The sequence below is a fragment of the Faecalibacterium sp. IP-3-29 genome (assembly GCF_023347335.1).
In the GTDB taxonomy this organism is placed as follows: domain Bacteria; phylum Bacillota; class Clostridia; order Oscillospirales; family Ruminococcaceae; genus Faecalibacterium; species Faecalibacterium duncaniae.
Map to the genome: position 1 here is coordinate 2,102,535 of NZ_CP094471.1, position 20,680 is coordinate 2,123,214.

General features: G+C 58.8%; 16 protein-coding genes, 1 other RNA gene and 1 other annotated feature. Of the genes, 4 read left to right on the forward strand and 13 right to left on the reverse strand.

All coding sequences use genetic code 11. The annotated features are described in order from the left end of the window. Positions 1 to 1,023: a phenylalanine--tRNA ligase subunit alpha gene (gene pheS / locus MTP40_RS10085; RefSeq protein WP_005930972.1), complete on the reverse strand. Its 1,023-nt coding sequence runs from the start codon at positions 1,021 to 1,023 to the stop codon at positions 1 to 3. An 85-nt stretch (positions 1,024 to 1,108) separates the two neighbouring features. Further along, positions 1,109 to 1,350, reverse strand: a binding site (T-box leader). Positions 1,351 to 1,943: 593 nt separating this feature from the next. Between pheS and MTP40_RS10090 the strand changes: the two genes are divergently transcribed. Next, a complete protein-coding gene (locus MTP40_RS10090) occupies positions 1,944 to 3,155 on the forward strand; it encodes an MFS transporter (RefSeq protein ID WP_249259314.1) in 1,212 nt (403 codons plus the stop codon). Between the two features lie 54 nt (positions 3,156 to 3,209). Here the strand turns inward: MTP40_RS10090 and MTP40_RS10095 are convergent, their stop codons facing one another. From MTP40_RS10095 to MTP40_RS10135, 9 genes are all read right to left on the reverse strand, one after another. After that, positions 3,210 to 4,652: a TrkH family potassium uptake protein gene (locus MTP40_RS10095; protein ID WP_005930985.1), complete on the reverse strand. Its 1,443-nt coding sequence runs from the start codon at positions 4,650 to 4,652 to the stop codon at positions 3,210 to 3,212. A 12-nt stretch (positions 4,653 to 4,664) separates the two neighbouring features. Then, positions 4,665 to 6,023: a Trk system potassium transporter TrkA gene (gene trkA / locus MTP40_RS10100; protein WP_249259315.1), complete on the reverse strand. Its 1,359-nt coding sequence runs from the start codon at positions 6,021 to 6,023 to the stop codon at positions 4,665 to 4,667. Positions 6,024 to 6,070: 47 nt separating this feature from the next. Next, on the reverse strand, positions 6,071 to 7,390 hold the full coding sequence (locus MTP40_RS10105; protein WP_154276649.1) for a thymidine phosphorylase: 1,320 nt from the start codon (positions 7,388 to 7,390) through the stop codon (positions 6,071 to 6,073). 155 nt (positions 7,391 to 7,545) lie between these two features. Beyond that, positions 7,546 to 8,463, reverse strand: coding sequence for an ABC transporter permease (locus tag MTP40_RS10110; RefSeq protein ID WP_097770339.1), 918 nt, complete (start codon positions 8,461 to 8,463; stop codon positions 7,546 to 7,548). 1 nt (position 8,464) lies between these two features. Beyond that, entirely contained in the window at positions 8,465 to 9,634 is a 1,170-nt protein-coding gene (locus tag MTP40_RS10115) for an ABC transporter permease (RefSeq protein WP_097770340.1), read from the reverse strand. Between the two features lie 6 nt (positions 9,635 to 9,640). Beyond that, on the reverse strand, positions 9,641 to 11,149 hold the full coding sequence (locus MTP40_RS10120; protein WP_097770474.1) for an ABC transporter ATP-binding protein: 1,509 nt from the start codon (positions 11,147 to 11,149) through the stop codon (positions 9,641 to 9,643). 261 nt (positions 11,150 to 11,410) lie between these two features. After that, complete coding sequence (locus MTP40_RS10125; RefSeq protein ID WP_249259316.1) at positions 11,411 to 12,586, reverse strand: BMP family lipoprotein; 1,176 nt, start codon at positions 12,584 to 12,586, stop codon at positions 11,411 to 11,413. A 202-nt stretch (positions 12,587 to 12,788) separates the two neighbouring features. Further along, the gene (locus tag MTP40_RS10130) at positions 12,789 to 13,238 is read right to left on the reverse strand and encodes a cytidine deaminase (protein WP_005931014.1); all 450 of its coding nucleotides are present in this window, start codon (positions 13,236 to 13,238) and stop codon (positions 12,789 to 12,791) included. A 13-nt stretch (positions 13,239 to 13,251) separates the two neighbouring features. Next, entirely contained in the window at positions 13,252 to 13,695 is a 444-nt protein-coding gene (locus MTP40_RS10135; protein ID WP_156065524.1) for a GNAT family N-acetyltransferase, read from the reverse strand. A 147-nt stretch (positions 13,696 to 13,842) separates the two neighbouring features. On the opposite strand from MTP40_RS10135, the gene MTP40_RS10140 reads away from it, so the two are divergent. Continuing rightward, complete coding sequence (locus tag MTP40_RS10140; RefSeq protein WP_005931018.1) at positions 13,843 to 14,109, forward strand: type II toxin-antitoxin system RelB/DinJ family antitoxin; 267 nt, start codon at positions 13,843 to 13,845, stop codon at positions 14,107 to 14,109. A gap of 87 nt (positions 14,110 to 14,196) precedes the next feature. Here the strand turns inward: MTP40_RS10140 and deoD are convergent, their stop codons facing one another. The 3 genes from deoD to MTP40_RS10155 all read right to left on the reverse strand — a co-directional run bounded on the left by deoD (position 14,197) and on the right by MTP40_RS10155 (position 18,117). After that, positions 14,197 to 14,916, reverse strand: coding sequence for a purine-nucleoside phosphorylase (gene deoD / locus MTP40_RS10145; protein ID WP_035393670.1), 720 nt, complete (start codon positions 14,914 to 14,916; stop codon positions 14,197 to 14,199). Between the two features lie 266 nt (positions 14,917 to 15,182). Further along, a complete protein-coding gene (locus MTP40_RS10150) occupies positions 15,183 to 17,069 on the reverse strand; it encodes a M23 family metallopeptidase (RefSeq protein WP_249259317.1) in 1,887 nt (628 codons plus the stop codon). A 130-nt stretch (positions 17,070 to 17,199) separates the two neighbouring features. Next, a complete protein-coding gene (locus MTP40_RS10155; protein WP_249259318.1) occupies positions 17,200 to 18,117 on the reverse strand; it encodes an RluA family pseudouridine synthase in 918 nt (305 codons plus the stop codon). A gap of 106 nt (positions 18,118 to 18,223) precedes the next feature. Between MTP40_RS10155 and rnpB the strand changes: the two genes are divergently transcribed. Both rnpB and MTP40_RS10165 read left to right on the forward strand, forming a co-directional pair. Beyond that, positions 18,224 to 18,561, forward strand: an RNA gene (gene rnpB / locus MTP40_RS10160) — RNase P RNA component class A. Between the two features lie 183 nt (positions 18,562 to 18,744). Then, the gene (locus tag MTP40_RS10165) at positions 18,745 to 20,679 is read left to right on the forward strand and encodes an NAD(+) synthase (RefSeq protein WP_249259319.1); all 1,935 of its coding nucleotides are present in this window, start codon (positions 18,745 to 18,747) and stop codon (positions 20,677 to 20,679) included. Position 20,680: the final 1 nt, after the last annotated feature.

Below are 20,680 nucleotides of genomic sequence, written 5' to 3' on the forward strand. Positions count from 1 at the left end.
TTATTCATGGAACTGCTTGAGGAACTGCAGGTTGTTCTCGAACATCAGGCCGATGTTGTTGATGCCGTACTTCAGCATGGCGATGCGCTCGATGCCAATGCCGAAGGCGAAGCCGGAATACTCATCCGGGTCAATGTTGCAGTTCTCCAGCACCTTGCGGTTGACAACACCGCCGCCCAGAACTTCGATCCAGCCGGTGTGCTTGCACAGGGGGCAGCCCTTGCCGCCGCACTCAAAGCAGCTGACATCGACCTCCACACTGGGCTCGGTGAAGGGGAAGTAAGAGGGACGCAGGCGGGTGCGGGTGTCCTTGCCGAACAGCTTCTGCACAAAAGTGTTCAGCGCGCCCTGCAGGTCGCCCAGGGTGATGCCCTTATCCACGACCAGACCCTCCATCTGGTGGAACATGGGGCTGTGGGTGGCATCGGAATCGGAACGGAACACACGGCCGGGGATCAGCACCTTGATGGGCGGCTTCTGGCTGTCCATGGTGCGGATCTGGCCGCCGGAGGTCTGGGTGCGGAGCAGGAACTCGTCGGACAGGTAGAAGGTATCCTGCATATCGCGGGCAGGGTGATCCTTGGGCACGTTCAGGCGGGTGAAGTTGTGGTCGTCGTCCTCGATCTCAGGTGCGTCGGCCACGGCAAAGCCCATGCCGGAGAACACGTCGATGATCTGGTTGGTGACCAGCGTCAGGGGGTGCAGACCACCCACCGTGCGGGTCTTGGCGGGCAGGGTGATGTCCACAGTCTCAGCGGCGTTGCGGGCGGCCAGCTCGGCCTCCTTCACCTTGGCGGCGGCGGCATCGTAGTCTGCCTGCACCTTCTGCTTGAGCTCGTTGATGATCTTGCCCATGGCGGGGCGCTCTTCGGGCGCGACAGAGCGCAGATTCTTCATCAGCGCGGGGATCTTGCCGTTTTTGCTCAGATATTCCTGCCAGAACGAGGCCAGCGTCTCCTTGGAAGAGACCTGACCGAGGCTCTCTGCGGCCTGTTTGGCCAGCTCGTCGATCATTGCTTGCATGGAAATTCTCTCCTTCTCAGTTCGTGTTTTCAAAGCGGGGCAGCAAAAAAGGCCCCGTCCCCTGCCGGGCCATTTCTGGCCGGACAAAAGGGACGAAGCCTTTGCAAATCCAATGCTCCGCGGTACCACCCGGTTTCCGCCCTGCACAAAGAAGGGCGGCTCTCAAACGCCGTAACGGGGCGCGCCGTCCTGCCCTAATAGAAGCCGTTCGGGCAGGCCGCTCAGGAGCGAACTTCGGCACACACCCACGCGGAAGCCCTTTCAGCCGGTGAAGCTTCTCTCTTTGCTGTGGAACTGCGTGCGTACTCTCTCCGTCGCTGCGTTTTCAAGATATTCAGGTTTCATAACCGGATATCATCTTACCACACTTTGGGCCTGTTTGCAAGCCGGGGCGGCACTTTTTCCCTGAATTTTACGGTTTTGCTTGTGTTTTGGCCGAAAGTATGGTATGGTAAGCGTAACGTTTTACTGAAAGGAGGGTACACCCAGATGGGTTGGAATGGCTGCATCTTTTTCAAAAAAGGTCAGATTTAATACGTTCCGGGTCGAAGTGTACCCTTTTATTGGAAACAAAACCTCTCCGTCTGCGCTTTGGCGCAGCCAGCTCCCCTCATAAGGGAGCCAAATCGAGGAAACCTTTCAGCAAGACGTGGAGCATGATTTTCAGCGCCGCGCAGCTTTGCTGTGGGGCGCTTTTGTTTTGCCTGAACCCCTCAGACTCGCTTCGCTCGTCAGCTCCCCTAGTAGGGGAGCCTCTGGCGAAACCGGAAATTCTGCGCGGATTGCCAAGGCCTCCACTATTAGGGGAGGTGGCAATGCGTCAGCATTGACGGAGGGGTTTCGTCACAGCAAGCTTTCGTTTGCAAGGGTACACTTTCTATTTTGAAATTTCACAACGACAAATAGAAAGGGTGTTCCCCATGAATCATAAACGTAAACTCAACCTGAAAAAGCAGCTTGCCTGCATTTACACTGCCGATCTCTTCTCCGGCCTACGCATCACGGATGCGGTATGGGTGGCCCTGCTGGCGGCCCGGGGCTTCTCTCTGTGGGAGATCGGCCTGGCCGAAAGCGTGTTCCATGTTGTCAGCCTGCTGTGCGAGGTGCCCAGCGGCATGGCGGCAGACCTGCTGGGCCGGAAAAAGACCCTCGTGTCCGGCGGCGTGTGCATGGTCCTGCAAAGCCTGCTGATGGCCTTTGCGTCAGACCTGTTCACCATCTGCTTTGCCATGGGGCTGAACGCGCTGGCCATGACCATGTTCTCCGGCACCTCCACGGCGCTGCTCTACGACAGCCTAAAGCAGGAGGGCTGCGAAGAAGAATACATTCAGGTCTCCGCCAACGGCTCTCAGATCTCCATGCTGGCCAACGCCATAGGCTCCATGGCCAGCATCCTGAACCAGTTTCTCGGCTACGCAGGCTTTTATCTGCTGAACGCCGCCTTTGAGGGCATTTCCGCCCTTGCCAATATGCTGCTTGCGGAGCCCATCGTCACTGAGTCGCAGGCCAGCCGGGAAAAGCACCCGCTGCGCGCTCTGCCCGAACAGTTCCGCCAGCTGGTGCGGGACAGCCTGCATGTCCTGCGCACCTGCCCAATGGCGGTGAAGCTTATCGCATCCAGCGCCCTCATCAGCGTGCCCAGTTACCTGACCAAGATGTTTTTGCAGCAGCGGCTCGTTGAGCTGGGCTGGCCCACAGAGCTGCTCTTCCTTCCCCTGCTGCTGGGCGGTCTGGCCTGCGTTGCGGGCACTGAGATCGGCCGCAGGGTGAGATGCCGTTCCATGCGGCGGCTCTACACGGCCTGTGCCCTGCTCTGCGGTGTGGGCACTCTGCTGGTGGGTGCTGCGCCTGCCTGGGGCGGCATCCTGGGCATGATGCTGGTGCAGGGTGTGTTGGAGGTCTATCTGCTCCACGAGAGCCAGAAGCTGAACGATGCCATCCCCAGTGACCAGCGGGCCACCCTCATCAGCGTGGACGGCATGGCATACAGCCTGCTGATGATTCCCGCAAGTCCTCTGGTGGGTGCTGTCGGCGATGCCTTCGGGCAGGCTGGTGCGGGCCTTGCCCTGCTGGGCGGGGTCATCGTGCTGAGCGGCGTGGCGCTCTTGAGGAAAAAGCCGCAGGAATCCTGATACAGCAAAAAGCGGATGCGTTCCGGTGGGAGCGCATCCGCTTTGTTATTTTGCTCAGAACCGCCGCCAGGTGTCCGGCATAAAGAACACCAGCATGGGGAAGATCTCCAGACGGCCCGCCAGCATGTCAAAGATCATAACCAGCTTGGCGGGGTTGGAGTAGCTGCCAAAGTTCATCATGGGGCCCACCTGGGCAAGGCCCGGGCCGATGTTGTTCAACGTGGCGGCAATGGCGGTGAAGTTGGTCACCATGTCAAAGCCATCCAGACTGATGAGGAAGAAGGATGCCGCAAAGATGAAGATGTAGGCGGCCACATAGACATTGGTGGCACGGATGGTCTCATGGTTGACCACCTTGCCGTCCATCCGGACAGGGGCCACCACCTGCGGGTGAAGGGCCTGCTTGAGCTCCTTGCCCACAGTCTTGCCCATCAGCAGGAGGCGGCTGACCTTCATGCCGCCGCCGGTGCTGCCTGCGCAGGCACCCACAAACATCAGCATGACAAGGATCTCCTTGGAGAGGGTGGGCCACAGGTCAAAATCACAGCTGGAAAATCCTGTGGTGGTAATGATGGAACCCACCTGGAAGGCGGCGTGGCGCAGGGCCTCGCCCAAGCCGTTGTACATGCTGTAAATGTTGGCCGTGATGATGACCACAGCCACACCGATGATCACAAAGTAGGCGCGCACCTCCTCGCTAGCGGCAGCGCGGCGGAAGCGGCGCATCAGCAGCAGGAAATAGGCGTTGAAGTTCACGCCAAACAGGATCATAAAGATGGTCACGACCCACTGGACATAGGGCGACATGCTGGCAAAACTGTCATTGCGGAAGCCGAAGCCGCCGGTGCCCGCTGTACCAAAGGAGGTAAGCAGAGCTTCAAACACCGGCATCCCGCCAAACAACAGGAACACGAACTCGATGACAGTCAGGCCAAAATAAATGCCATAGAGGATCTTTGCCGTGGACTGCACCTTGGGCACCAGCTTATCCACCTGGGGGCCGGGGCTTTCGGCTTTCATCAGGTTGACATGGGAGCCGCCGGTCAGGGGCAGCAGGGAGAGCAGGAACACCAGAACGCCCATGCCGCCGATCCAGTGGGTGAAGCTGCGCCAGAACAGGATGCCCCTGGGCAGGTCCTCCACGGCGGGCAGGATGCTGGCACCGGTGGTGGTGAAGCCGGAAACGGTCTCAAACATGGCATCCACCGGGTTGGGAATGCTGCCCGTGAGCACAAAGGGCACCGCGCCCACCACACTGATGAGCAGCCAGCAGAGCGCCGTGGTGGCAAAGCCCTCCCGCATATAGAAGATCTGGCTCTTGGGCTTGATGCGGTGGAGCAGAGCGCCCGCCACCGCAGAAAGCGCTGCCGTGAGCAGGAACACGCCCAGCACCATCCACTCACCGTAGATCAGGCTGGCCATGGCGGGCAGCAGGAGCAGCGCGGCTTCGCAATAGAGGATGTAGCTCAGCAGCCGCAGAACGATCGCATAATTCATGCCGCGCCTCCGTTAATCTTCCACGATGTCCCGCAGGTCATGCAGGCCGTGCTCCAGCGTGACCACGATAACGTTGTCGCCCACCTGGATCTCATCGCCGCCGCGCGGGATCTTGATCTCGTTGCCGCGGGTGATGCAGCAGAGCAGCAGGTTCTTTTTCAGGTGGAGCTGGCTCAGGGGCACACCGGTGGCGCGGCTCTTCTCATGGACCGTAAATTCCAGCGCCTCCACACGGTCGTCCAGAATGCGGTACAGGGTCTTGATGTTGCTGCCTGCCTCGTTCTGCAAAGCGCGCACATACTGCACGATGTAATCGCAGGTCATGTACTTGGGGTAGACGATGCTGCCCAGATCAAGCCCGGCCAGGATATCATCAAATTCCAGGCGGTTGATCTTGGTGACCAGCTTGCCGTTGGAATGCTTCTTGGCAAACAGGGTCAGCAGGACATTTTCCTCGTCGATGTTGGTCAGGGCCACAAAGGCCTCGGTGGAGGTCAGGCCCTCGGAGAGCAGGAACTCGCGGTTGGAGCCGTCCTCACACAGGATCTGTGCCTCGGGCAGGGCCTGGGCCAGCACATCGCAGCGGGCAGGGTCCCGCTCCACGATCCGCACCCGGACATGGTTTTCCAGCAGCTCCTGGCTCAGGTAGAAGGCAATGGCACCGCCGCCCACGATGAGGGCATTGCGCACCGGACGCACGGCCAGATGGATGCGCTGGAAGAACTCGTGGGCCTTTTCCTGCGTTGCAAGAAAGGTGACCTGATCGCCGGTCTGGAGCACAAAATTACCGTTGGGGATGATGACCCCGCCGTTGCGCTCCACGGCACAGACCAGGATATCGCTCTTGAGCCGGGTGGGGATTTCCCGGATGGCCACACCGTCCAGTGCCTGCGCCTCGGTCAGGGTGAACTTGATCAGCCGCACCCGGCCTTCCGCAAAGGTATCGATCTTGCTGGCACCGGGGAAGCGCAGCAGGTGGGAGATCTCCCGCGCCGCCGCCATCTCTGGGTTGATGATGGCCGAAATGCCGATCTGCTTTTTGATGAAGTCCAGCTCATGGCTGTAGGAGGGGTTGCGCACACGGGCAATGGCGTGGCAGTGGCCCGCCTTTTTGGCAAACATGCAGCAGAGCAGGTTCAGCTCGTCCGAGCCGGTGACTGCAATGAACACGTCCGCCTCCTCGATCCCAGCCTCGGACAGCGTTGTGATGGAGGAGCCGTTGCCGGCAATGCCCATCACGTCATAGGATTCGCTGATATGCTCCACACGGGCCTTGTTGGTATCAATGACCGTGACATTGTGGCCTTCCTCGCTGAGCTGTCGTGCCAGCGCTGTGCCGACTTTGCCGCAGCCCACCAGAATGATCTTCATAGAAAATGTCCTTTCCGTCCCTCCCTCCTTGCGGGAAGGATGCTTTCTCAGTAGCGCTCCACGCCGTCCTTGGTGACCAGGGCGTAGACCAGCGGGGCCTCCTCGGGCTTTTCCGCACCATAGACCAGACCGCTGCGGTACTCCGCAGCAGCGGCTTCAAACTTATCTGCCGCACCGTAGAAGGTGGCCAGGCTTTCGCCCTTGTGCACATAGTCACCGCGCTTTTTGTGCAGGGTGATGCCGGCCGCAAAGTCCAGCGGGTCTCCCTTTTTCTGGCGGCCAGCGCCCAGCAGCACACTGGCAGAGCCGATCTTCTCGGCATCGTTGGCCACGATGTAGCCATCCTGCTCGGCCAGCAGCTCAAAGCTGGCTGCGGGCTGCTCAAACAGGCTGTAATCGTCCAGCACACGGGTGTCGCCGCCCTGGGCCGCAAACATCTCCTTGCACTTGGCAAAGGCAGAGCCGTCCGCGATCACAGCCTGTGCCATGGCACGGCACTCCGCTGGGGTACCCTTGCCTGCCAGCACCAGCATATTGGCGGCCAGCTGCAGGCAGACCTCGGTCAGGTCGGCAGGGCCCTTGCCCTTGAGCACGTCCATGCTCTCCATGACCTCAAGGCTGTTGCCGATGTTATGGCCCAGCGGGGTGTCCATATCGGTGATCATGGCGGCCACCCGGCGGCCATGGTGGGTGCCGATGGCGACCATCAGCTCAGCCAGCTCAATGCTCTGGTCCACGGTCTTCATAAAGGCACCGGTACCGGTGGTCACATCCAGCAGGATGGCATCAGAGCCGGAGGCCAGCTTCTTGGACATGATGGAGGAGGCGATCAGCGGGATGCAGCTGACCGTGGCGGTCACATCCCGCAGGGCGTACATCTTCTTATCCGCCACAGCAATGCCCTCGCTCTGGCCAATGACCGACAGCCCGATCTTGTTCACCTGGGCAAAGAACTCCTCCTGCGAAAGGGCAGTTCTGGTGCCGGGCACGCTCTCCATTTTATCAATGGTGCCGCCGGTATGGCCCAGGCCGCGGCCGCTCATCTTGGCGATCTTCACACCGCAGGCCGCCACCACAGGGGCGATCACAAGGGTGGTCTTATCGCCCACGCCGCCGGTGGAGTGCTTATCCACCTTGATGCCGGGGATGGGGGAAAGATCGACCATCACGCCGCTGTGGGCCATCACGTCCGTCAGCTCGGCTGTTTCTTCGTTGGTCATGCCGCGCAGGTAGACCGCCATCATCCAGGCAGCCATCTGGTAATCGGCCACTTCCCCGCTGACAAAGCCGTTGACAATGGCTTCCAACTCTTCCCGGGTGTGGGTACCGCCATCGCGCTTTTTCGCGATCAGATCATAAATACGCATCGCAATTCTCCTGTCTGACAGTATGACTTTCAATGAATTCCATTATAACAGACTTTTTGACAAAGGCAATCCACATTCCGTCTCCTTTGTCGGGTTTTGAACACCAAGGGCGCAGCTGCCCGGAAAAGCAGCTGCGCCCTTGGAACAAACCTCGCTCAGCGGGAACCCTTGTCGTAAGGGATGCCCTCAGCCTTGGGGGCCATGCTGTTTTTGGAGGTAAAGGCCAGAATGATCATGGATGCGATGAACGGCATCATGTTATAGATGTTGCTGGACCAGTGGAGCTGCGCCAGGAAGGTGGAGTCCGCAATGTTTGCCAGGCTCTTGAACACGGCAAAGAACATGGCGGCGGCACAGATGTTGAAGGGCTTCCACTGGCCAAAGATCATAACAGCCAGTGCAAGGAAGCCCGCGCCAGCCACGCCGACCTCAAAGTTCCAGGTCTGCACCGGGGGCACGATATATGCCAGACCGCCGATAGCGCCCAGCGCACCGGAAAGCAGCACACCCGCGTAGCGCATCTTGTAGACGTTGATGCCCACAGAATCGGCTGCCTGAGGATGTTCGCCGCAGGCGCGCAGGCGCAGACCGAAGCGGGTCTTGTACAGCACCACATAGCTGATGACGAGCAGCACGATGCCCAACGGCACAAAGATGCTCAGCTCCAGGCCGCCGATGCTGAACAGGAACGGCTTGTTGGAATAGTTCAGCTTGGCGCTGCCGCTGTCGCTGAAATACTTGGCAATGACCACGGCAATGGCGGTGGCCAGCAGGTTCAGGGCCGTGCCGCCGATGGTCTGGTCCGCTTTCAGGTTGATGGAAGCAAAGGCCAGAAGCAGGCTGTACACGATACCGGCCAACGCAGCCACCAGGACCGAGATCAGCACCACCAGGAACGGCGACATGTCGGCCGGAAGCATGGTCAGGGTCAGAACACCCGCCACACCGCCGATGACCATGATGCCTTCCAGCGCGATGTTGATGATGCCGGAGTGCTCACTGAACATACCGCCCAGTGCCACCAGCATCAGGACGATGCCATACAGCAGGGTATATTTGATCAAAAGCAGCATCTTACTTGCCCTCCTTCTTCGCGTTGGCCTTTTCCGCCGGGGCAGGCTCTGCGTTCACATTGGTCTTGTCCGCATTCTTGAACAGCAGCTTCTGGATCTTGCCGCGGAACAGCATGGAGAATGCACACAGGTAGATGATGATGCCGCTGATCAGGTCGGCGATCTCCGTGGGGTAATACTTGGTGGAAAGGAAGGTGCCGCCCACCGAGATGTGGGAGATGAACAGGGCCGAGAAGATGGTGCCAATGGGGTTAGAGCTTGCCAGCAGGGCAACGGAGATGCCGTTGAAGCCCATGGCGGGCAGGCTGGTGGAGTTCAGCGGATTCCACTGGCCCACGTTGGACAGGTAGAACAGGCCCGCGCCAAAGCCTGCCAGCGCACCGGCAATGGCCATGGAGAGGATGATGTTCTTCTTTTCGTTGATACCGGCGTAGCGGGCAGCGCTCTTGTTCAGGCCGACAGCCTTCAGCTCATAGCCAAAGGTGGTCTTGTTCAGCACCACCCAGATCAGGATGGCAACCACAGCGGCCAGGAAGATGGCAATGGTGGTGCTGTTGGTCTGGAACAGCTTGTTCAGGCCGAAGTCCGGGATGACAGACTGGGCGAGATCTGCGTTCTTGCCCAGGTTCAGGGTGCGGGTGTTGCGCACATCATACATGGGGCCGGTGCCGTTCTGGTAGACCAGCTCATTGACAAGGTACAGGCCGATCCAGTTGAACATGATGGAGGTAATGACCTCGTTGATGTTGAAGTAGGCCTTGAAGAAACCGGGGATGGCACCCCACAGACCGCCCAGAATGGCCGCAGCCAGCAGGCAGACGAACCAGGGCAGCTTGAGCATGATGGCGCAGTAGAGGGCACCGTAAGCGCCCAGCGTGTACTGACCGGCGGCACCGATGTTGAACAGGCCGGTCTTGAAGGCAAAGCCCACGGAAAGGCCGGTCATGATCAGGGGCGCGGCGTTGGCCAGTTCCTTGCCGACACCATAGGGGGCATCATGGAAGCCGCCCTTGAGGATGCGGACAAAACCGTCTGCCCATGCGTGGGCCGGGTTGATGGCCAGCAGCACGAGGAAGCCCACAGCCAGACCGATCAGGATGCACAGCAGGGCAGCCATCACGCTGGTGACAGAACCCTGCAGCCCGTTGTGGGAAAGTTTTTTGTTTTTCATTTCTGCTTACTCCTTTCCCTGCTTGCGGGCACCGGCCATGTACAGGCCCAGCTCCTGGACTGTGGTGGTCTTGGGGTCAAACTCGCCCACGATCTCACCCTCGTACATCACAAGGATCCGGTCAGAGAGGTTCATCACCTCGTCCAGCTCCAGGCTGACCAGCAGCACGGCCTTGCCCCTGTCGCGCTCATCCACGATCTGCTTGTGGATATACTCAATGGCACCGACATCCAGGCCGCGGGTGGGCTGCACTGCCACCAGCAGCTTGGGGTCTTTGTCGATCTCACGGGCAATGATCGCCTTCTGCTGGTTGCCGCCGGACATGCTGCGCACGATGGTGGCGCTGCCCTGGCCGCTGCGCACGTCATACTGGGCGATCAGCTTATCAGAGTACTCCCGCACCTTTTCACTGCGGATAAAGCCGTTGTGCTGGAACTCGGGCTGCCAGTAACGCTGGAGCACCATATTGTTCTCCAGACTATAATCCAGCACCAAACCATGCTTGTGGCGGTCCTCAGGGATATGGCTCATGCCGTCCTTGGAGCGCTGGCGGATGCTCTCGTTGGTGATCTCCTTGCCGTCCAGCAGCACCTTGCCGCTGTTGAACTTTTCCAGACCGGTCAGGCCGTAGACAAACTCTGTCTGGCCGTTGCCCTCGATGCCCGCCAGACAGACGATCTCACCGCCACGCACCTGGAAAGAGACGTTCTTGACGGCATCCTTCTTGTGCTGGGCGTTGTGCATGGTAACGTTCTGCACGTCCAGCACCACCTCGCCGGGGGCGGCGGGCTTTTTGTCCACCTGCAGCTGAACATCGCGGCCGACCATCATGCGGGAAAGCTCTTCCTTTGTGGTGTCCTTGATGTCCACAGTGCCCATATACTTGCCCTTGCGCAGAACCGTGCAGCGATCTGCCACTGCCATGATCTCGTTGAGCTTGTGGGTGATGAAGAGGATGGATTTGCCTTCCTTCTTGAACCCGCGCATGATCTCCATCAGCTCGTCGATCTCCTGCGGGGTCAGAACAGCGGTGGGCTCATCAAAGATCAGGATCTCGTTGTCGCGGTAGAGCATCTTCAGGATCTCAACACGCTGCTGCATACCAACAGAGATATCACTGATGAGTGCATCGGGGTCCACACGCAGGCCGTACTTCTCGCTCAGGGCCACGACCTTCTTGCGGGCCTCAGCCTTCTGCAAAAAGCCCAGCTTATTGGGCTCCACGCCCAGAATGATGTTATCCAGCACGCTGAAGCATTCCACCAGCTTGAAGTGCTGGTGCACCATGCCGATGCCCAGCGCGTTTGCATCGTTGGGGTTGCGGACGGCGACCTCCTTGCCGTTCTTGAGGATCTTACCGGCCTCCGGCTGGTACAAGCCGAACAGCACGCTCATCAGCGTACTTTTGCCAGCGCCGTTTTCGCCCAGCAGGGCATGTACCTCACCCTTGCGCAGCTGCAGGGTGATATCATCGTTTGCCTTGATTCCAGGGAACTCCTTGGTAATGTGGAGCATCTCGATCACAAAATCCTCTGCCAATCTGCTCACTCTCCTTTCGTGTCAAATCGACACCTATACTATTCTGTGTACCATTATACCGTATTTTTGCGGTTTTGCACACTTCTTTTTGATTTTTTGGCGGGATGTACTCTTATAAGTATTACTTTTGTGCAAGCTGCACGATTTTTCGCGAGACAAAAACGACCCTCTCCGTCAAAGCCTGGCGGCAATGACGGAGAGGGTCGTTCCCTGCAGCCCTTGCGGACTGTTCAAATTTTACTGGATGTAGGTGACGTTGGTGAACTCGCTGACGGTGGGCTTGGTAGCATCGTCAGAGCTGTTGTCAACAACGATCTCGCCGGAAGCGATCTTCTGCTTCAGTGCCTCGTACTCCTCAACCGTGAAGGTCTCGAAGTTCCAGCTGTCCTCAGCGGTGGGCAGGCCGACGTAATCGCCGTCCTCCAGACCAAAGTTGCCGTTGGTTGCTGCAATGGTGCTCCACTCGCCTGCCTCGATGTCGGACAGAGAAGTAGAAACAGCCTCAGACAGGCCCTTCATAGCGGAGGTGATGAACGGGTTGTAAGCATAGGTGCCGTCAGCAACGCCGTTTGCACCGATGTAGTTCTGGTCAACGTCAACGCCGATGACGTAGCCGTTGTTCTTCAGGGCAGCCTCAACAGCGGAGGTGTAGATACCGCCGCCGCAGGCAAAGACGACCTGAGTGCCGTTGGAGTACCAGCCCTCCATACGGGAGGTGATGTTGGCATCGCCGTAGAACTGGCCGCCGTAGAAGTAGTTGATGTCGATGTTCTGGCCCAGCTCCTGAGCAGCAGCATCAGCGCCCTGCACAAAGCCGTAGCCGTAACGGATAACAGCGGGAACAGCCATGCCGCCCAGGAAGCCCAGCTTGGTCTTGCCGTCCTTGGCAATGGCGTAACCTGCCAGATAGCCTGCCTGCTCCTCCTTGAAGGTGATGCAGTAGCAGTTGGAGGGGATCTCATCGGTGCCGATATCGCCCTGGGTGACATCGACGGCAATGAACTTGACATCGGGGTACTGCTCAGCAGCCCATGCCAGAGAAGCACCATACAGGTAGCCGACGCAGACAATGACCTCAGCGCCGTCGTTGACAGCCTGACGGATCATGGTCTCACGATCCTCATCGGAAGCGTCAGCCTCGGGGATGTAGTACTGGCAGTCATCGCCCATGTAGCTGGAAACAGCGCTCCAGCAAGCCTGGTTGAAGCTCTCGTCATCGATCGTGCCGGTATCGCAGGTCAGAGCGACCTTTGTGATCTTGCTGGCAGCCTCGGAGCCAGCCTCAGATGCTGCAGAAGAAGCAGTGGAAGAAGCGGTGCTGGTGGAAGAGGAAGAACCACCGCAGGCGGTCAGAGCAGCGGCAGCAGCTGCAGCGCCAGCCACAGCCAGGAAGTTACGACGAGAAATCATCATAAGAAAACTCTCCTTTTTATACATTAAAAATTGCGCTTTAAAAAGGGAATGCGCACACTTGCACATTTACTGACCCAAGTATAGCCGGGTCATGTGAGGAAAGCAAGGCATTTCCGATTACAAAATCTTTACAGATTTTTTGTAAAATTCGCGTAAAAGTCGTACTATTTCGCCAATTTCGGCAAAATATCCGCTTCCCGCCTCACTCTTCCACGGCTTTGTTGCCCGCCACGTTGGAGGGGCCAAAGCCGAAGGGCAGCAGCTCGTCCATGCTGCGCTCGATGAAATCATCGGGGGTCTTTGCCATGATGACATTCAGCTCCGGCCCGCCGAACTCAAACAGCGCCTGACGGCAGACCCCGCAGGGCGAGGTGATCTGCTTGTTCACCTCGCCGCGGCGAGAGCCCACCACGGCAATATCGGTGAAGCGGGTCACGCCCTCACTCACCGCCTTGAACAGGGCCGTGCGCTCGGCACAGCTGGTAGGGGTGAAAGCAGCGTTTTCCACATTGCAGCCGGTGAAGATGCGGCCATCTTCGGCCCGCAGGGCAGCACCCACCATAAAGTCGGAGTAAGGCACATAGGCCTGCTCCCGGGCTTCCAGCGCCATCCGGATCAGGGCTTTCTTTTCGTCTAAAGTCAGATTGGTCATAGGGACCTCCTTTTCATTCTAAAGTATAAACAAACGTTTCTGCGTCTTTCTGAACAAATCCTATACTTTCAAACATTTTGCGGGACTGCTTGTTGAAAGAATAAATTTCTGCATAGCATTGCGGATACTTCTTCTCTTTTGCCAGTGCAAGAATCTTCCCAATCACTGTTCTCCCAATGTGCCGATTCTGATACTCTTTGCAGACCACAATCGAAATTTCTCCGCTTGTCTGCAAGCATACATCTCCGCACAGAATGCCCTTATATTCAATGTAGAACAAATCACCATGACTATCCAGATACTGGTACATATTTTTCAGGATAGGCAGGTCATAAATGCGATTCTGATTATCTACATGATGGCACAGTTCTGCGTCCTGATACCACGGAAGGGCAATTTCATAGGCTGGGTAATAAGGTACAAGGCAGATATCCTGATTTGGTTGAAAGTCGTTCATCTTTCATCCCCTCTTTTGCACTTCAATTATACGGCGTGTTCTCAAATTCTTCAAGAGATTTCTCGTTGTTCATTTATTATGCAACGAAAATTCTTGCATTTTTCATTACAGACGCATATAATAGAATCAAGAAGGAGGTGTATTAGAATGGCAAATGCAGTCAACGTGAACTTCCGGATGGACCCAGACCTGAAACGCAGCATGGAAGAGGTTTGCGCCGAGATGGGACTTTCTATGACAACGGCATTCACGATTTTCGCCAAAAAAGTTTCCCGGGAGCACCGCATTCCCTTTGAGGTTTCCGCCGACCCGTTCTACTCGGAAAGCAACATCAATCATCTCCGCCAGATCGTCCACGACATCGATACCGGAAAAGCCAAGCTCACCGAGCACGATTTGATCGAGGTAGATTAAATGAGATTGCTTCGGGCACTATACTGACACCTAAAAAGAGGGCCGTTGCTTTTTGGCAACAGCCCTCTTTCGCTCTCAAAAATAAACTTAGTACTCCGCGCCCAGTGCGACCTTCATCATGTTGGTGAAGCTGGTCTGACGCTGCTCGGCGGTGGTGATCTCCGGAGAGACGAAGCTGTCGGAGATGGTCAGCAGGCAGGCGGCGTTCTTGCCCAGAACCTGAGCGTTGGCGAAGAGGGCAAAGCTCTCCATCTCCACACACAGGCAGCCGCGCTCATCCCGCAGCTTTTCCCAGTAGGTGGGCTTTTCATCGGAGGGCTGGCGATAGAACACATCGGAGGAATGGATGTTGCCCTCGATCAGGGGGATGCCCTGCTTTGCGGCAGAAGCACGCAGCTTGTCGTTCAGGGTCTGGCTGGGCAGGGTGAGGTCCCCCTCAAAGCCGCTCTGGACCCGGGCATAATTGCTCTCGCTCACGGCACCGGCAGCCAGCACCACATCAAACAGCTTGGCCTTGTCGGTGTAGCTGCCGGCAGAGCCGATGCGGATGATGTTGTCCACATCGTAGAACTTGTACAGCTCGTAGGAGTAGATGCCGATGGAGGGCATTCCCATGCCGCTGCCCATCACACTGATGGGGCGGCCCTCATAGGTGCCGGTAAAGCCCAGCATTCCACGGACACCGGTGACCTGGCGGACATCCTTGAGGAAGGTATCCGCGATGAACTTTGCCCGCAGCGGATCGCCGGGCATCAGGACGGTCTTTGCGAAATCGCCTTTTTCAGCGCTGATGTGGGGTGTTGCCATAATCATTCTCCTTTTTTGTTTGTAAAATAAACCTCTCAGGCGCTTCACGCCAGCATACGAGTTGCGGCTCCCAGCGTCCACTTCGTGCAAAGTATTGCACTCGTGTCCTGCTGGCCGCTGCCCCAACAACGCCTCCCTTCATCCGCCACTGGCGGCGGTCGTCGTTGTTGCCTGATAGGGGAGCCAAGTTTATGCTTCCGCTCCCTTGCCTCTCCTATTAGGAAAGGTGGCAATGCGAAGCATTGACGGAGAGGTCCTGTTCTGATTTATCGCTTTCCGGGGAACACGCTCTGCGGTGCGATGTACGAGCCATTGCGGCGGATCTCGAAGTGGCAGTGGTTGCCGGAAGAGCGGCCCGTGCTGCCCACATAGCCGATGAGCTGACCCTGCCGCACGGTCTGGCCCGCACTGACCGCCAGAGACAGGCAGTGGGCATAGACCGTGGTATAACCGCCGGAGTGGCTGATGATCACAGAATAACCATAGCCCGTACCGGCACCGGCCTTGTTATAACCCGCCTTGGTCACGGTGCCGCCCGCCGATGCATAGATGGGCGTACCGGCAGAGGCACAGATATCCACGCCCTTATGGCCGCTGCTATACCAGCGTGAGCAGTTGCGGTAGCCCGGCACAGGCCAGATGAACTGACCGCTGCCACCGATGTATGCCGCCGCACCGTACTTCGTGACCTTCTTGGTGCCAACGACCACCTTTTTGTTCACCGGCTCCCGGATGGTCTCGGTGGAAAGGATGGTCTGCTCCAGCAGCGCGCCATTGGTATCGTAGACGTTCTGCATGGTGACGCGGCGCAGGCCGTTCTGGCCCTCCTGCAGGGTCTTGGTGGTACCCTTGGTGTACTCGTTGGACTGGGTGGTCTCGGTGCCGAAGGGGATTTCCTCCTCCCGCGTCTCCACCTTGGTGATGCGGACTTCCAGCAGAGCCTCCTGCTTGGTCACGATCAGCTGGTCGCCCTCCTGGATATTGGAGTTCTCGGTCAGGGGAGCACCCTTGAAATTCGTATTCAGGGCACACAGCTCCCGGAAGGTCAGGTCGTTCTTCTGGGCAATGTCCCACAGGGTATCGCCCGCCCTGACCGTATAGATCTTCTCCTGCTGCTGCACGCCGGTCAGCATATCCTCAATGGAATTGTCATCCTCAAAGCTGTCGTTGAAGTAGATTCCATCTTCCAGCGTCACATTTTTGTTAAAGCCCACGCTGATATTCTCGTCCGTCTGATCCTCGTAGGGGGCCAGCAGGCTCTCCAGATAGCTGCGCAGGGTGTCACCATCAGAGCAGACTGCCGTCAGCTCCCCATCCAGATACAGGGCGGTGCCCTCACTGATCTGGTCACTGGCGCTCTGCAGAATGGCGTTTGCCGTCTCGCTCTCGTCCATGGTCTTGTGGGTCACGGAGATGGTATAGGTCGGCTCGATGGTCAGCTCGGTCTTGTCCGAACCGGCGTAGTTGATGCGCTGCATCACATCCTCTTTTGCGAGGTTGAACACTTCCTCATTGGCCACATAGCCAACGGTCTGGCCGTTCACCTGCACAGCCAGCGCATAGGGCTGGGCCATCGTCCTGTTCCAGACCGTGACGAACACGGCCAGCATACACAGGGGCAGGATGTACATTGCTGTCCGGGGCAGCAGGCTCAGGTTGCGCTTGAGCCCGCCCACAAAATAGCACCCGGCCGCTTTTACGGAAGCACCAAAGCCCCGCTCCCGGCGCACGTCGTTGGCGTGGGCCGCCACAGCGCCGAGGCCCTTGAAGAACAGGTAAAGCGGTGCCAGCAGATCCTTGAACATCTGCGCCGCACCGGGAAAGGCTGTTGCAATGATGGTATGCCGGGCATTCCTGCACCAGCGGGCCAGTCTGCGGGCCACGGCAGCAATGCCGCGCCCTGTGCGCACCACCATGTACTCTGCCGCAAAGCCCAGTGCATAAAGTGCCTCGCCAAATGCCAGCACCACGGCACTGGCCCGCAGCTTTTTGGTCACATCATTCATGTGCCGCTGCGTTTTGCGGCGGAAACGGTGCCGCCGCAGCAGGCCGGAGATCTGGACCTTTGCCCAGAAGCTTCGCAGTTTTTCTCTGCCCTTCACCGGCGCTGCAGGAGCCTGGCTCTGCGGCTCCTTTGTTTTTTCTTCGATCAAAAGGGGTTGCTCCTTCCTGACGTTTTGGGTCGAAAGTTACAAATTCATATCAATTATACACTCTGCCCGGGCCGATACAAGGCTTGTCACAAAATTTGGGCAGAGCTTTCACAGAGGTTTCACCATATTTTCATATTTCAGCATCCAACAATGCCCGCATATCCTCGGGCAGGGGGCTCTCCACCGCAACGGTGTGGGCGTGTTCCTCCACCGGCGTTTCCAGCCGGATGCCGCCGGGCACCTCGGTGTAAGTCGGCACCCGGAAACTCTGCCGGGCACAATGGAGCGCCTGCCGGGCAATGCGGTCACGGTGCCCGCCGTAAAGGTCGTCCCCGGCCAGCGGGTGGCCGATGGATGCAAAGTGCACCCGGATCTGATGGGTGCGGCCCGTCACGGGAACACAGGCGGCAAGGCTCAGGCCCTGCGCTGCCCTTAATATGGTATACTCGGTGCGGCTGGGCTTGCCCTCGGGGGTCACGCACCGCCCGATGATGCTGTCCCCTCTCCGGCCAATGGGGGCATCGATGACTCCGGGGCCAAGGGGCAGTTCGCCCTCCACGATGGCGTAATAGAGTTTCTCTACATCCTCGGCCAGCAGGGGCGCGGCATAGCCGTTCTTTGCGGCCAGCACCAGCCCGCTGGTGTCTTTATCGATCCGGTTCACCGGGCGGAACACCGGGCTTTCGCCGTGGGCAGCCGCCCAGGCGGCATAGCCGTTGGCCAGGGTATCCCGGGGGTAGTTCAGGGTGGGGTGGACCGCCAGATGGGGCGGTTTTTCCAGCACCACGGCAAAAGCATCCTCATAAACGACCCTGACCGGGATCTCAGGCTGCGGCTCCACGCCGGGGCCGTCGGCGGGCAGCGCAAAGCGGATGGTCTGCCCCGCCTGCACACGGCGGTTGGCCAGAATGGGCACATCGTCTGCAAAAAAGCCGCTGCCATGGAATTTGACCGCCCGGGCCAGCTCTGTGGAGACGGCACACCGGCGCAGAAAGCCGCGCAGCAGCACGCCATCGGCTTCGGGTGGGACATTGAAAAGCAGCTGCATCCGTTGTCCCTCCCCAAAAATTTCACGCCATATTTAAATTTATTATACCAAATTTTATCGTCACTTGCAAATCTTGTTTTTTTATGGTATTATGGGGAACAGAAAACGAGTGGAACATACGGCGGCGGGGCGGCTTTGACCGCTCTGAGGAAAGTCCGGGCCTCACAGAGCACGGTAACTGCTAACGGCAGCCGAGGGTGACCTCAGGGAAAGTGCAACAGAAAGGAAACCGCCGCAGCAATGCGGTAAGGATGAAAGGGCGAGGTAAGAGCTCACCAGCGCATGGGTGACTATGCGGCTTTGTAAACCCTACCGGAAGCAACGCCTATATGGGACGTACAGCGCTGCTCGCGTGTCCCGAAGGCGGCATGAGCCTGTCAGCAATGGCAGGCCTAGACAGATCGTCGTTTAATACAGAACCCGGCTTACGGTCCATCTCGTTTTCCATTTGGTGTATCTGCAGGGGGTTGTTAGAACCCTTCTTTGCCCCGCCGTCAGGCGCAGAGGCAGAGAGGGTTGATAACAGCCCTCTTTTCGTTTTGGCCAGAGTGTGGTATACTATCCTCACCACGGGAGCACAGTTGTTCGCCGTGGGCAAACAAGAGAGACAGGATGTGAAATCCTCCGATGAAAGATGGTTTTTTGAAAGCAACAGCCCTCTCGCCCGCGCTTCGGGTGGCGGACTGCGCCTACAACACCCGGCAGATCCTCACAGAGCTGCGTGCCGCCGCCGCCCGCGGCGTGAAGCTGGCCGTGTTCCCTGAGTTCTGCCTGACCGGCTATACCTGCGGCGACCTGTTTTTGCAGCGCACCCTGCAGCAGGGAGCCCTGACCGGCCTGCAGGAGCTGCTGGATGCCAGCCGGGAGCTGGACACCGTGGCCCTTGTGGGCCTGCCCCTGATGGTACGGGGCAAGCTGTACAACTGCGCTGCCGTGCTCTGCCGCGGGCAGCTGCTGGGTCTGGTTCCCAAAACGTACCTGCCCAACTACGGCGAGTTTTATGAAAAGCGGCAGTTCACCCCCGGTTCCACCGAGGTGGAGTGGGTGAATGTCTGCGGGCAGGATGTCCCCTTTGGCACCTCCCTGCTCTTCCGCTGCCGCCAGATGCCCAGCTTTGTGCTGGGCGTGGAGCTCTGCGAGGACCTGTGGAGCGCGTTGCCGCCCTCCACCTTCCACGCACTGGCAGGCGCTACCGTCATCGCCAACCTTTCGGCCAGCGATGAAACGGTAGGCAAGGCCGAGTACCGCCGGGCACTGGTGGAAAACCAGTCTGCCCGCCTGCTCTGCGGTTACCTGTACGCCTCGGCAGGCCACGGCGAGAGCACCCAGGACATGGTGTTCGCAGGCCACGACCTGATCGCCGAGAACGGCACCCTGCTGGCCGAGGTAAAGCCCTTTGCGGGCGGCCTTGCCGAGACGGAGCTGGACTGCCAGCGGATGGAATCGGAGCGGGCACGCAACACCAGCTTTGAGCCCAGCACTGAGGGCTACCAGACCGTGGAGTTCGACCTGGCCCTGACCGACACCGTGCTGACCCGCTGGGTAGACCCCACCCCTTTTATCCCCCACAACGAGCAGCTGCGTGCCGAGCGCTGTGAGCTGATTTTGAAGATGCAGGCCGATGGCCTGGCCAAGCGTCTTGAGCACGCCCGCGCCAAAACAGCCGTCATCGGCATTTCGGGCGGTCTGGACAGCTGCCTTGCCCTGCTGGTGGCTGTCCGCGCCATGAAGCAGCTGGGCCGCCCCACCACCGATGTGCTGGCCGTGACCATGCCCTGCTTTGGCACCACCAAGCGCACCCGCAGCAATGCGGAGATCCTCTGTGACGAGCTGCACGTCAGCTTTACCGAGATCGACATTGCCGCCACGGTGCACAGCCACTTCCGGGACATCGGCCAGGACGAGAGCGTGCTGGATGTGACCTACGAGAACGGCCAGGCCCGCGTGCGCACCCTGGAGCTGATGGACACCGCCAACCGCACCGGCGGTCTGGTGGTGGGCACCGGCGACCTTTCCGAGCTGGCCCTGGGCTGGGCCACCTACAACGGCGACCACATGAGCATGTACGGCGTGAACGCAGGCGTACCCAAAACGCTGGTGCGCCACCTTGTCCGGTACGAAGCCGACATTGCCGCCACCCCGGCCCTGAAAGAGGTGCTGCTGGACATCCTCGACACCCCTGTGTCCCCCGAGCTGCTGCCCGCCAAGGACAACGGTGAGATCGCACAGCGCACCGAGGATCTGGTGGGTCCCTATGAACTGCACGACTTCTACCTTTATTATGTGCTCCGCTTCGGCTTTGGCCCGGCAAAGATCTTCCGGCTGGCCAGGGCAGCCTTTGCGGGCCGGGAGGAATACCCGGACGCGGTGCTTTACAAGTGGCTGCGCAACTTCTACTGGCGGTTCTTTGCCCAGCAGTTCAAGCGCAGCTGCCTGCCCGACGGCCCCAAGATCGGCAGCGTGACCCTCTCGCCGCGCGGGGACTGGCGGATGCCCAGCGATGCCTGCGCCGCCCTGTGGCTGGCCGAGCTGGAACAGCTGTTCCCCCAGAAGGATGCCTGAG

What these genes read in the sequence shown, in the direction of transcription:
- pheS (WP_005930972.1), bottom strand. Translation starts at nt 1,023, where the DNA reads ATGCAAGCAATGATCGACGAGCTGGCCAAACAGGCCGCAGAGAGCCTC.
- MTP40_RS10090 (WP_249259314.1), top strand. Translation starts at nt 1,944, where the DNA reads ATGAATCATAAACGTAAACTCAACCTGAAAAAGCAGCTTGCCTGCATT.
- MTP40_RS10095 (WP_005930985.1), bottom strand. Translation starts at nt 4,652, where the DNA reads ATGAATTATGCGATCGTTCTGCGGCTGCTGAGCTACATCCTCTATTGC.
- trkA (WP_249259315.1), bottom strand. Translation starts at nt 6,023, where the DNA reads ATGAAGATCATTCTGGTGGGCTGCGGCAAAGTCGGCACAGCGCTGGCA.
- MTP40_RS10105 (WP_154276649.1), bottom strand. Translation starts at nt 7,390, where the DNA reads ATGCGTATTTATGATCTGATCGCGAAAAAGCGCGATGGCGGTACCCAC.
- MTP40_RS10110 (WP_097770339.1), bottom strand. Translation starts at nt 8,463, where the DNA reads ATGCTGCTTTTGATCAAATATACCCTGCTGTATGGCATCGTCCTGATG.
- MTP40_RS10115 (WP_097770340.1), bottom strand. Translation starts at nt 9,634, where the DNA reads ATGAAAAACAAAAAACTTTCCCACAACGGGCTGCAGGGTTCTGTCACC.
- MTP40_RS10120 (WP_097770474.1), bottom strand. Translation starts at nt 11,149, where the DNA reads ATGCTCCACATTACCAAGGAGTTCCCTGGAATCAAGGCAAACGATGAT.
- MTP40_RS10125 (WP_249259316.1), bottom strand. Translation starts at nt 12,586, where the DNA reads ATGATGATTTCTCGTCGTAACTTCCTGGCTGTGGCTGGCGCTGCAGCT.
- MTP40_RS10130 (WP_005931014.1), bottom strand. Translation starts at nt 13,238, where the DNA reads ATGACCAATCTGACTTTAGACGAAAAGAAAGCCCTGATCCGGATGGCG.
- MTP40_RS10135 (WP_156065524.1), bottom strand. Translation starts at nt 13,695, where the DNA reads ATGAACGACTTTCAACCAAATCAGGATATCTGCCTTGTACCTTATTAC.
- MTP40_RS10140 (WP_005931018.1), top strand. Translation starts at nt 13,843, where the DNA reads ATGGCAAATGCAGTCAACGTGAACTTCCGGATGGACCCAGACCTGAAA.
- deoD (WP_035393670.1), bottom strand. Translation starts at nt 14,916, where the DNA reads ATGGCAACACCCCACATCAGCGCTGAAAAAGGCGATTTCGCAAAGACC.
- MTP40_RS10155 (WP_249259318.1), bottom strand. Translation starts at nt 18,117, where the DNA reads ATGCAGCTGCTTTTCAATGTCCCACCCGAAGCCGATGGCGTGCTGCTG.
- MTP40_RS10165 (WP_249259319.1), top strand. Translation starts at nt 18,745, where the DNA reads ATGAAAGATGGTTTTTTGAAAGCAACAGCCCTCTCGCCCGCGCTTCGG.